Raw genomic sequence first — 12,792 nt, forward strand, 5'->3', positions numbered from 1 at the left:
AATGCCCCGTTCGCTGGTTCACGAACGGGGCTCACTCTCACGCTTTCTTCTTAGAATATGGACACAAATGGATTTAATTCAGTGAGAATTTCAATCCAATATTTCCCTGAACGGTATTGAAATTGGTAATGTCGCCGTATTTATACGGTGCATAGTTATACCTCACACTGGCATTGAACATCAGTGGCGACGCCTTTCCAAAAGGCACATTGATGCCTATTTCCGGGCTAACCAGGAATTGCCAGCTGTTATCTTTCTCTACAAATTCACCCCAGTATTTTTCATAATTCATATTTGCAGTACCTACGCCCACAGTAGCATACGGAATCACCGCTGAAGAGGGAGAAGTGAACGCATAACTTACGGTGGCCTGGATAGGAATTACCTGTAAGGTGCGTGACTGAACGGCAGAAACATCTCCCTGTTTATCGGGATATACTGCACGCGGGAGACGCTGGTAAAAATCCTGGAACCCGGAACGTAATCCTACGGACCACTGGTTATTCAGCTGGTATTGTAGCCCGGCGCTCCAGCCACGGAAGCTGGTTTTATCGGAATAATCCTTTAATGAGCCCAGGGGTTGTGCAATGGAATAATTCACATCTACGGATAAAGGTGGACGAACCTGTGCAGATACAGCCTGTGCGGCAAAACATCCTGCAAAAATCAATATCCAGTTTCTTATCTTTTTCATTTTCCTGTCAGTTTAAAAGTTCTCAATCAGCATTAATTAGCAGTTTTACTCAGGTAGGCAGATTGTGCAAAAGATGCCTGCACCATGGAATCGATGTTATCGGTATTCCATACGCCTGAGCCACGCCATAATGAATTCCATACAGCGGTGAGCTTGTTGTTCTTGGGGTTTTTGAGGTCGAACAGGTCGATGGCTACCTGTCTTTCATTCACCTGGTAAACAGTGTAGTAAGAAGGCCAGTACCATCCGCCGCCGGGATATCCCCAGTAGCCCGGATCCCAGTAGCCTCCGCCGCCCCACCATCCCGGGTTCCAGGAGATGTTGGTGTAGGAGTTGTCGATACGTGTGAGGTTCACTGCCAGATCAGGTTTGGCAGCTTTGTTCACTAACGTGTAACCCCGTTGCTGCATGGCAGCAGTTACAGAAGCAATTAATTTTTTGTCGTAGTCAGTCAGCGCTTTCTTCGCTGAATCACTGGTCCGCGTTAATACAGCCACCGAATCTACTATGCTAAAAGTGGAATATGAGGTGAAATTGGCGGTGCTGTCGTGATTGGTGATGTAGATCCTTGACTCTTCATTGGTCATATCTTTTAAGGGATCTTTACGGCAGCTACTGAATGAAACCATCGCTACCACTGCGGCAGCGGCACTGAATAAAAACAATGTTCTTTTCATGTCCTAGCGTATTAGTTTAAAAAAATAAATCTACGGGCTAACGATTATGGACCAGTCAGGTTGGTGTCCTGACAATTCCATTTCCGTGTTATGTCTCTTAAACGGATTAGATGGTTGATTGTTACAGAAAGTTTATCAATGGAGTGTTAATGAAATCCTAAAGTAGGAGAAGGGTTAACAGTACAATAATTAATGTAGTGGATTAAATTAATATAGATCTCTTTTCTAATTCTATTTTTAACTGGTCCGGATCTTCGAACAGGATGCTGTCTATACCGAACTCGCGCGCTGCTTTCACATTACGAATATTATCATCGATGAACAATGACGTAGGTGCGTTAGCGTTATACCTATCTAATAGCAGCTGGAAAAATGCAGGGGCTGGTTTGCGCATTTTTTCCTTGCCGGACACTATGATACCGTCGAACCAGTGAAGGGAAGGGTACATGGCCCATGCAACGGGAAATGTTTCGTCGGACCAGTTGGTGAGCGCATATAATTTATATTGCCCGCTTTGTTTCAGCTGATGCAATATGTTTTTGGTGCCTTCAATTTCCCCGCCAAGCATTTCCTCCCACCTGCCGTAGTAGGCGCGGATATTTTCTTCATGGAGAGGAAAGGCGCCCACCAGCAGGTCGGTACCTTCGGCCAGGGTTCGGCCTTCATCCTGTGTTTCGTTCCAGTCGGACGTGCATACTTCACGGAGGAAGGTTTCCATTTCTTCTTCCGAAGAAAAAATCTTACGGTATAAATGACGGGGATTCCAGTCGATCAATACTGCTCCCAGGTCGAATATAATGGTGTTGATCGTTTTATATTGCATAGGGTGTTGTTTATTCAGGAAGTTCATCGGAAGCATCTTCCAGCAGTTGAAGATCTACCGAATCGCTGCCGGCAATACCTTCAATGGAGCCTTTGATATGCGCCGCATTGAGTAATACTTTTTCGAGTTGTTTTTCGCGTGCTTTCCAGAGTTTTTCCATAGCGTCGCGCTCGCGCTGGATGGATAATTTCATGGACATAAACCCCTCGCGGATAGCTTTCCACTGCTCTGCAAACTCGCCGCCGGTAAGGTATTCATAGAGCATGTGCATTTTGTCTCCTTTATTTTCCTGTGAGCGGAGCTTGCCTGAAATTTTGATAATGCCATCTCTCAGTACATAAGCCAGCGCTTTTACTTCAGCGAAAGTGCAGATCCAGATGCCTTCTTTTTCACCGAAGCGTTCCATATCCTTTGGCATGGTTTGGGTAACAAGGATGGCCACATCCACACCCTGGCTGCGCATATCTGCTTTCAGTTTTTCCACCCAGTCCCTGATAAATTCCTTGGTGCGTTTGCTTTCATAGATGATGCGCCCGCATTCCTGCCCGTACTGGTTGCGGATCAGCTGTATGCAATCGGCGCCGCGAACGCCTTTGCCTACAGGCGTTACTTCATCGAACGGGAAATGAAGGCGCAGCATTTCTTCCAGCACCAGTTCCTGTGCTTCTCCCTGCAGCTGCATGGAGCCCTGTTCTGCCCTGCGTCTCATTTCTTCGGCCAGTTTGCGTTGGTCTTCCAGTTGTTTTTCCAGTTCACGGAGGCGCAACTGGTGCTCTGTATCTCTCAGTGTGTTACGTTCGGATTCTTCTCTCCGTATCTGGTCGGCCAGTTCAGACCTTGCTTCCAGCAGTTTTTTCTGCAGGGCAATTTCCAGTTCCTGTTCTTTGGTTTTCAGTTCCTGCTCTTTACGGAGGAATTCCAGTTCCTGTTTGCGGGCTTCCCTGAGCTTTTCCTCCTGTTCCAGGTTAGCTTCCTTCAGGGCCGATAGCTGGCTGCTGAGATCGGCGGTGATGGATTTACGCAGCTCCTGTTCCAGGGCGTCCTGGAGCAGTTTTTTTTCGGCGAGCACCCGGCGGTTCACTTCTTCCTCCTGCTGTAGTTTCAGTGCTTCTACCTGCTGGCGTTCCTGCGCCATTTTTGTTTTTTCCGATTGCAGGGAGTTTTTTTCAGCCTGAAGGGAGTCGAGCCGCTTACGCCATTCCGACTCCATTTTTCCCCGCATTTCCTTTTCTATATCCGCTGCAAAAGCATCCTCCATCACAAACTGGTGCCTGCAACTGGGACAGGTAATTGATGTTCCCATAGTACTTCAGTAAAAAATTACGTAAAGATAGGGGTTTAGCGGACGGAATAAAAAAAGGAAGGTAGTTGGCTCTTCCTTCCTCCTGCATGAATAATGGCTAAAACAAACAACAGTAATTCAGGTTTTTCAATAGATAGTATTTCCTGCCGGGTTAACGCCAGCAAGATGGGAAATGATTGTTAGACGGAGGTTAAATGAAGGTTAGGGAATTGTTAAGGATGGGGGGTGCCGGTTTCTTTGGCGGATACGGGGATTATAGCCGGTGGAGAAGGGAGGATAAGCCGTATCTCTTGAATACGGCTTATCAATGGCGCAACAATGGCGTATATACGGTGAAAATACGGCGGAAACCGGGAGTATCTATACTATAGCCCGGGAGTTATCATTGACCCAATAGCTTTTTCTTTTGGGCGTTGTATTCCTCCTGCGTAAGGGCGCCGGAATCCAAAAGCTCTTTCAGTTTTTTCAGTTCATCGGCTACAGAGCCACCCGCCGGGGCGCTACCCTGTTCTTTTTTGGCATATGCCGCAGGCGGAATGAGTTCTCCTCCATCAACAGCATTATCTATTTCGATCCAGTAATTCACCAGTTCTCCGAAGCCCACCCTTGCAACAACGGTATACCCGGTTTTTTTATTTCCGTAAGCAATCAGGGATTTTACCTTTGTTGACTTACCGGCCATATTGGTGCCCGCATATCTCTTGTTGCTGTAATTGTCTCCGGAAGTTTCTGTTGCAAACCCGGCGGGCGACTGATAAATGAACGAAAATGTTTTATTGGGCATGGAGCCTTTTCCAATCTTAAGTTCATCACCGGGCTTAACTGTCCACCCGGAAGGGGTTGTATAGCCTTTTTCTATCTGGGCCTGCGCGGCCATTTGTTTTGTTCCGGGTGCTATTACTGTTGGGGCATCCTGGGAAAAAGCCGCTATTGGGAATAACGCTGCCAATGCAAATAGAAGTTTTTTCATAATGTTGATTTCAGGGGTTATTTATTTTTATTGTATTGTATTATTACTCGGGTGCCAACTGGTCTGTCCGGGGTTATAATAGAGTGTTTGTGAAAATTATTGGTCCATGTGCTAAGAAGAATGGGTATATACAAACCAATTTACAAAAATCTTTGTATAACTATACCAGTTGGGCGATCATTTGTTAAAAGCTTTGCCCTTAACATTGCTTTGGGATTGGAGCAGATTAAAAAAGCCTGCCCCGGTAAAGGAACAGGCTTTCTGGCAGGCACAGGATAAACAAAGGATCAGTTTTTTATCAGTTTAACCGAAGGCACGCGCCAGTATTGGTTGCCGGAGGTCATGGTAGCTACAAAGCCTAATGAAACCGCCTGGGGCTGCGTAATGGTAAACTGGCACTGTACCGTGGCATTCGCGAACCTGGTGGTGGGGAATGCAATGTATCCCGCAGCGGCAGGCAGATCGCTTATATCCGGTAATGTATTGCCGGCGGCAGCCACTACGTATACCGGGTCAAGCGCTTCTGTGTAGCAGTTCACCAGGAAAATATAATTCCCCGCAGGTAAAGTAACGGTCTGGTATATTTTACCATTGATGATGTTGGCTGTGCCACCCCATCCCGATTCCATTACCAGGCAACCACCGGCATCGGCCACATAGCCGCCAAAACCGGAATGGTTCATCACGTTGGGGCTGGTGATCCATGGCGCTGCCAGGGTGCCCCATCTGCCGCCATCATAGGTGGCCCTTACAAAAGGACCGGTATTTTGCATGTATTGAGCCGTTACATCCGCTTTTACGCTATGCTGTTGAAAGGCCACATAAAAGGTGTCGAATGCGGTAGGATTAGGCAGGTAAGCCGTCCGGTAACTGATACCGCTGCCTGATCTGAAAGCGGGCAACGAGGTGCTGAAGGAGGTATTGGCGGATACAACCAGGGTATCGTGCAGTGTGCCGGTGTTATCTTCATACTTAATGAGCATGTTTACCACGCCTGCATCTGCGTTCACATCCACCCAGTTGATCAGGGCAGAACCGTCGGGTTGCATTTCCGCATTGGAGATGCCCCGGTTGATAAGCGCAGTTTCATACAGCTGCCCGAATACGTTGGCAGAGGTGTTTACCGGGATAGAAACGTGGCCGGCTGCATCGTAGGTCCTGATCTCAAAGTTCATCAGTCCTTCAGGTAAACCGGAGATAATTACTTTCGGAGTATCTACACCGGCCGTTCTTTTAACCGCTACTTCAACAGAATCCTGGCGGCTGTTCCAGAATACTTTATAAGCGGTGATCTTTGGATCGGAGGTAAAAAGACCAGTGATCATTACCCTGCTTTTACCGGAGAAAGCCTTTACAGAGTCCATTTTACCGGGATAGGTGATTGCGCCACCCGCCATATATTTATCCCTGTATTCATCCATTTTGGTGCAGGCGCTTATGATAAACACCAGCGCCAGTATTATACAGGAAGCTGTAAGTTGATGCTGTTTCATTTGTTTTGAATTTCGTTGATTGATCATTAACTAGTTACCCCACAATGTAAATTCCGCGATATTGATAAAGTAAGATCCCTGCCAGTTCGACAAGCTCCTGATCCTGATATAGCGGTAGGCGGTTTGCCCGGCCGGGAAATCAAACTGCCAGCCGTTGTAAGCCAGTGTCTGATCGGAAGCGGTTTCCGTGGCATAAGGTGAACCGGATGGTTTTACCACGTGGCAGGTGGTCAGTTTGGTCCAGCTTTCATCCAGGTTGCCGTTGAGACCCGGGCTGTTGGAGGCCCATATTTCAAAATCTTTCACATTGCCTCTTACATAGTAATTGTTGCCAAGCTCTTTGTAGGGATTTACCTGCATACGGCTGAAGATGTGCGCCTTGCCCAGGTCCAGTGTTACCATTTGCGGACTGCCGGCCTGTTCCAGGGTGAAGAGGCAACGCGGCCATCCCGGGTGGAAATCGCCGTCGTATATGTACGGCACATCTGTACGGCCGCCATTATTCAGGATCCCGGCATCGTTCGGCAATACATAATTGCTCCACTCCGATTTGGGTAACAGCTGTTCAAAAAATGGCGTGAGCGATACAAACAGGGTATCTGAAAAATTCATCCACCGGTCTCTCACCACAAAAGCATAATTTCTTTTGACAGCAGGCTGCTCTCTCACTGCGCTTTTGATCACGGGGTCATTGCTGTATACATTGTCCATCCCTACTGTTTGTACCCATTTGCCGGTACCGGAAGAATCAACAAGCGGGATAATGGCCAGGTTTTCCAGCGTGGGATTGTTACAGGTAAGATTGAAACCACCAAAGGTGGCTTCCACCACCAGCGACCTGTATGCAAGGTTAATAGCGGGTGTGAGGGGATTTACCGTAACGGAAACTGCAGGCGACGATACTTCGCTGGAGTTGACGGAATACAGCTTAATGACATGGGCCAGTGTATCTCCGAAACCATCTACCGTCAGTGTATTTTCGTAGTGTGAAGCCTTTACTTCCGCAGGATGCCCCGGGGAGGTTTCATACACAGCTTTTACATAGGAAAGATCAGGATCAGATGGAAGCGAATAGGTGATCACTGATTTTCCATTTGCATTCGTCACGGTGATGCCCGTTACCATGCCCGGAGGATTGGTATTGGTAACCACGGCTTTATTCAGTTCCTCTCTTTTACAGCCTGATATCAGTACCAGGGAAAACGCTGTATATAAGATCGTATTTGATTTTATTGTTTTCACTTCTTAATGATTTAATGTTAAAAGACATCCGCACGCTGTGCAGTTTACCAGTTGGGATTTTGCACCAGATTGGGATTCACCAGCAGGTCATTTTCTTTTATCGGCCACAGGTAATCGCGGGGAGCTACGAAATGCCTGGAGAGAAAAGAAATTTCACGGTAGTACAATTCTGCGGTCTGACCGCTTACCACCCAGCCTGTGATATTGCCGCTGAGCTCCTGTGCGGCGGTTTTCCAGCGTAACAGGTCCCAGTAACGATGTCCTTCAAAGCAAAGCTCAATGGCCCTTTCCCGTTGGATGATGGCCCGCATTCCCTCTTTGGTAGTGTATTTGGAAGGGTTCCTGCTGTAGTTGGACCATGAGCTTTGTACTGTTTGCAAACCGGCCCTGGCCCTTATCCTGTTAACATAATCATATACATCTTCTCCGGGACCCTGTACTTCATTCAGTGCTTCCGCGTAGAGCAGGTACAGATCTGCCAGGCGTATTTCGGGATAGGGATAAGGAGGATAGGTGACTGTGTTCCAGTCCATATGCCAGTTCACTACTTTCTTCATATAAAAACCTGCAATAGGTACCGGCGACGACTGGCTCAGTTCACTGCCGCGGGCCATCAGCCAGAATGTATTTTCATCATTCTTAGAAGGGCTGTTGGCCATATACCAGATGCCCCTGTCAAATCCCAGGTCGGCATAATATCTTGGCTCCCGGTCAAAATTTAAGCGGGCAGTGGTTTCTCCTTCTTTAATGTTAAACCTTTCGGCATGTGTAGCTACCCGCAGTGCCGCGATATTTGAAAAATCGAGTGTTTTATCTTCATCAATGGGAACGCCGTTTTGCGTGTAAAACATTTTGGCCATCTTGATGGTAGGGCCCAGTAACGGATGCCCTGCCGTTTTTGATGCTACTGCATTGGGAAAATCGAACTGCCCGATACCGCAGCGTTGCAGGAAGGTGCAGCCCCAGGTAACGCCGCTGGTAGAGCCCCAAACCAATTCGCTGTTCCATGGCTCGCTCATGGAATTGCGGACGCTCATCTGCGTCATGGTAGTAGCGCTCAGCGGTATTGTCTGCTCAGGGAAAGTATAGAGGCGGATTCCCTGTGCAGCGCAGAGGTCAATAGCTGCTTTACATGCATCGGCGGCACGTTGCCATTTGGCGGCGCTGAAAACAGTATTGAAAAGCTGTACACCGTCTTTGTTTTTGAAAGACCCATAGTCGGAGTTGCCGTTGAACAAAGGGCTGGCAGCTGTTACCAGTAATTTGGCCTTTAAGCTTAATGCGGCGGGCCTGGTAATGCGCCCTGATTCAGAGGATATATTGGCGATGCTCACCGGAAGGTTCGTTGCTGCTGCATCCAGTAAACCGGCGATATAATTTACAACTGAATCTACCGGCTGGCGTTTAACATACATCTCGTCGATAGAGGCGCTGATAGGGAGGTTCTTGTCTATCACCGGTATAGGACCATAAGCCCTGAACATAAGAAAATGGTAGTAGGCTTTCAGAAAAGTGGCTTCTGCTATCCACCTGGTTCTTGTATCGATATCCAGATCCGCCACTTTACCCTGATCGCTTACATTCTCGAGGAAGATGTTACAGTCCCTGATAGCCTTATAGCAGGCCACACCGTCCCTGTCGCCGGTCATGTAGTTGGCGATGGGATCAGATGTATTCTGATCTCCATAATCAAGTCTTAATACATTGGTAGACCTGATATTATTCGTGGGGTCCAGCACAAATACCTCGTCGCTGGCAGATAGCCCTACGTTATAGGTGGGGTCATAATTAACAGGAATGTAGGCATAACAGGAAAATAAATATTTTTCAGCTTCTGTTTTGGAAGTAAAGGCATTGTCGATGGTGGCCACATTATCAGGCACTACATCCAGGAAAGGTTTTTTACACGCTGCTCCGGAAAGGATCATGATGAGCAGGAAGAAGATGGAACGGGCAACGTGATACTGGCTGCTGTTGCAAGCCTGTGTTCCTGTCAGGCGATTGCTGTTAAACTTATTATCGTTCATATGAATTAATGCTTTATTTGAATGTTAGAAACCAATCGCTACCCCGATGTTATACACCCGCTGAACCGGGTATCCCAACCCGGATGCGCCCATTTCGGGGTCCCATAGTTTAAAGGCGCTGATGCTGAATAAATTCAATCCATTGGCATAAATGCGCCCGCTGGTCAGGCGTAGTTTCTTCAAAATATTGCCGGTAAGGTTATACCCGATCTCTGCTGATTTCATACGTAAAAAGGAACCATCCCTTAACCACCAGGTAGATGTTTGTGTATTATTTGCAGAGATGGTGTTGCTTAATCTGGGCCAGAAAGCATAGGAATCGCGGTTGTCTTCCGACCAGTGGCTGTCGGCGATCACCTGCAGCAAGCCATTCTGGTTACCGCCGTTGAGGTAGAATGGAGTAGTATTGGCGGCGTTAATGATAAAAGAAGACCTGGCGGAGCCCTGGAAAAAAGTGCTCAGGTCAAAATTTTTATATCCAACAGAAAAGCCGAAACCATATATAATTTCCGGTGTGGTAGGATACCCGATCGGCACATAATCGGCATCAGTAATTTTTCCATCTCCGTTCACATCCCGGTATTTAATATCCCCTCCCATGATGCTGCCGTATTGCACGGGGGAGTTATTTACTTCTGCCTGGTCAATAAACAGTTTCTCTGCGATCAGGCCATAGATCTGCCCTAGCGAGTTACCTACCTTAGACAGGTTCCGGTTGTTTTCCGCGTATTGCGGTTCTTCGTTTACCAGCAGTTTACTTTTGGCATAGGTAAAGGTACCGCGTGCCTGCACCCATAGTGAATTATTAAACGTTTTACGGTAATCGGTCACGAGGTCAACTCCCCGGCTGTAGGCCTTTCCTGCATTGGAAGAAATGTTTGCCTGCAGGCCCATTGAGCTGGGCACAGTGTTTCTTACCATGAGGATATTGCTGCGGTTTTGCTCATAGGCATCTACGGTGATGGTAAGGTTTTTAAACATGGTGAGGTCCATCCCGATATTGGTTTGTTTAGACAGCTCCCAGGTGATGTCACGGTTCTCATAACGGTTGATGGCTACGGTAGGGCGGTTGTAAGTGAAGTTGGTACCGAAGTATCCTGCTGCATTGCCATTTAAATTAACATCCGAGAGATAAAAGAAACGGTCGGTAGCACTGCCTATCTGGTCGTTGCCCACCAGTCCGTAAGTGAACCTGAATTTCAGCTGGTCAACAGTATTGGCCAGTGGCTTAAAGAATTTTTCATTGGATACGATCCAGCCTCCTCCCACTGAGGGGAAAAAGCCAAACCGGTGGTTGGCGGCAAACCTTTCAGAGCCATTATACCCGAAGTTGAATTCGAAAAGGTAACGGTCATCATATCCATAGGTAAACCTGCCGGATATGCCCTGGTTGCGGGCGGGCAGGGAAAGCTGCAGGCTGGAAGCATTACCGGTAAGGTAATTCCTGATGGTGCCTATCAGCATGCCTCCTACGTTGTGTACCTTGTTGAAGATCCTGGAATAGTTTACAGCGGCTTCGGCATAGGTGGTGGTATTTACATTTTTATCGCCGGGCGCATAGGTGAGATATTCTGTGGGCGTTGGGCCAACGCTGCCCACGTTACCATCGTTGATGAGGGTAAGGCCGGTAAATTTTCCGTCCACTGCGCTCGACTGGTAATAATAAGGACTGTATTGCCTGGATACTGCAAAATTTGCATACCGGCCGGTATACGCCATCATTCTGGCAGAAAGCCCGGGTGTAATGGCTTCCAGGTCCTGGCGCAAACTGAGCTGCGCGGTAAGCGTGCTGGTATTGGTGGCCTGGAACCCGGAAAGCGATTGGGCATATGGATTCACATATAGCCCGCCGCCACCTGGTATCAGGGCGTTTCCGAACAGCGGGTGTTTGGCATAGGGCAGAAGATTTGAGGGGTATACTGCCGGAAACGCCACCGGGTTGCTCCAGATGGCATTATAAAAAGTAGCGGCGCCGCCCCCAATGGGGCCGTTATAATCGTCGAACTGCCCTTTAAGGCTTACCAGTGCTTCTGTTGTTTTGGTAAGGTTTAAAGTAACGTTTGATAAAATGGAATAGGAGCGGAGCTTGATGTTATTGCTGAAATTATTCAGTTTGTTTTCCTTGAGGATGCCATTATCAATATTATAGGTCATGGCCAGGTAGTACTTTGCCTTGTCTGAGCCCCCGCTGGCATTGATATTAAAACGTTGATTGGTAGTGCGGTCCTTGATCAGCTGCTGTATCCAGTTGTTGTTGGGATATAATAAGGGATCGTCTCCTGCGGCAGTATGGTCAATTTTATTTTGTGAATATGGTAATACGCCCAGCGGGTTCCTGGTTAGCACCGCTTCATTGGCGAGTTTCATGTAGGTAACATTATCTGCCAGTTTAAAATTCTGGGTGTTGGCAGAAGTAGAATTTTCCATGCGGAAATTGAAGCGCATCTTTCCGAGGTTGCCGGTTTTGGTAGTTACCAGTATCACTCCGTTGGCGCCCCTGGCCCCGTACAACGAGGAAGCCGTGGCATCTTTCAAAACAGAAAAACCAGCGATATCATCTGGCTGCAACCTGGCAAGATCCCTGGAAGATGATTCTATATTATCAATTAAGATAAGGGGATCTACTTTCCCGGCGCCAAAGGTGCCTACGCCCCTTACAAAGAACTGCGCATTGTCGGCGCCCGGCTCCCCGCTCCGCTGGTAGGAGATCACCCCGGGGATCCTGCCGGCCAGCATAGTGGTGAGGTTCCCGGTAGGCCCCTTCAGTTCCTTGGGCTCAATGGCGGTAATAGAACTCACCATACTGGATTTCTTCTGGGTACCATAAGCTACCACCACCACGTCTTTAATGGTATTGTCCCGGGGGGAAAGCAATATCTCGTAATTGCCCACGTCATTTTTTACGGGTATTTCCCTTGACACATAACCTATGTATTGTACTACCAGTATTTTATTGTCACCCGTAACTTTTAATTTGAAGTGCCCGTCCTGGTCTGTTTTAGCGCCGGTGGTGGTTCCTTTGAGCATTACTGTTGCCATGGGGAGGGGCGACCGGGTATCTTCGGCGAGCACCAGGCCTGAGACCTGCCGTTCCTGCGTGGCGCTCTTTTTTTCAGCAGGATTGCCTTCCCCGGCGGCAGGGTTCCTGCCCCGTTTGATCAGCACCACGTTTTTCTTCAGTTCATACAGCAAATTGCGGCCTTTCAGCACTTCGTTCAGCACAGTGGCTACCCGGGTATTTGTATAATCAATGGGGCCGCTGATCACTTCACTTTTCAGGAGGTCGTCGCTGTAAAAAAAGGTGAGGTCTGTTTGTTTTTCAATCGCCTGGAAAATACTCTCCAGCGTCATATTATTTCCTTTGATAGACACTGTGGATGCAGGAATATTCTGACTTCGCGCAGTAAAACCTAAAAAAAAGAGCAAAAAAGCGGCGATAAACGCCCTGGGCCCGGCAAAAGAGCGCCGGCCAGTATTCAATAACGGGATACTTCTTTTCATTTTCCTTGTTTGGTTGACAATGACTGTAACGTGGTGACTATAAGTGCTTGATTTTTGTGGCG

General features: G+C 47.8%; 9 protein-coding genes. All 9 read right to left on the reverse strand.

Translation table 11 applies throughout. The features are described 5' to 3' along the window. Window positions 1–73 precede the first annotated feature (73 nt). On the reverse strand, window positions 74–694 hold the full coding sequence (locus FN124_RS19080; protein WP_142686342.1) for an outer membrane beta-barrel protein: 621 nt from the start codon (window positions 692–694) through the stop codon (window positions 74–76). 32 nt (window positions 695–726) lie between these two features. Further along, a complete protein-coding gene (locus tag FN124_RS19085; protein WP_142686343.1) occupies window positions 727–1,371 on the reverse strand; it encodes a DUF4136 domain-containing protein in 645 nt (214 codons plus the stop codon). Between the two features lie 202 nt (window positions 1,372–1,573). Beyond that, entirely contained in the window at window positions 1,574–2,194 is a 621-nt protein-coding gene (locus tag FN124_RS19090) for an HAD family hydrolase (protein ID WP_142686345.1), read from the reverse strand. A 10-nt stretch (window positions 2,195–2,204) separates the two neighbouring features. After that, entirely contained in the window at window positions 2,205–3,497 is a 1,293-nt protein-coding gene (locus FN124_RS19095) for a DUF2130 domain-containing protein (RefSeq protein ID WP_142686347.1), read from the reverse strand. Between the two features lie 382 nt (window positions 3,498–3,879). Further along, window positions 3,880–4,467 carry an SHOCT domain-containing protein gene (locus FN124_RS31185; protein ID WP_221887829.1) on the reverse strand — a complete coding sequence of 196 codons (588 nt, stop codon included), beginning with the start codon at window positions 4,465–4,467 and terminating at the stop codon, window positions 3,880–3,882. A gap of 287 nt (window positions 4,468–4,754) precedes the next feature. Then, window positions 4,755–5,960, reverse strand: coding sequence for a DUF4998 domain-containing protein (locus FN124_RS19105; protein WP_142686348.1), 1,206 nt, complete (start codon window positions 5,958–5,960; stop codon window positions 4,755–4,757). 30 nt (window positions 5,961–5,990) lie between these two features. Beyond that, window positions 5,991–7,202: a DUF5000 domain-containing lipoprotein gene (locus FN124_RS19110; protein WP_260607511.1), complete on the reverse strand. Its 1,212-nt coding sequence runs from the start codon at window positions 7,200–7,202 to the stop codon at window positions 5,991–5,993. Between the two features lie 44 nt (window positions 7,203–7,246). Continuing rightward, window positions 7,247–9,229, reverse strand: coding sequence for a RagB/SusD family nutrient uptake outer membrane protein (locus FN124_RS19115; RefSeq protein WP_142686350.1), 1,983 nt, complete (start codon window positions 9,227–9,229; stop codon window positions 7,247–7,249). A 24-nt stretch (window positions 9,230–9,253) separates the two neighbouring features. After that, complete coding sequence (locus FN124_RS19120) at window positions 9,254–12,730, reverse strand: SusC/RagA family TonB-linked outer membrane protein (RefSeq protein ID WP_260607512.1); 3,477 nt, start codon at window positions 12,728–12,730, stop codon at window positions 9,254–9,256. Window positions 12,731–12,792: the final 62 nt, after the last annotated feature.

Origin of the sequence: Chitinophaga polysaccharea (assembly GCF_902150045.1) — a bacterium.
GTDB lineage: Bacteria > Bacteroidota > Bacteroidia > Chitinophagales > Chitinophagaceae > Chitinophaga > Chitinophaga polysaccharea_A.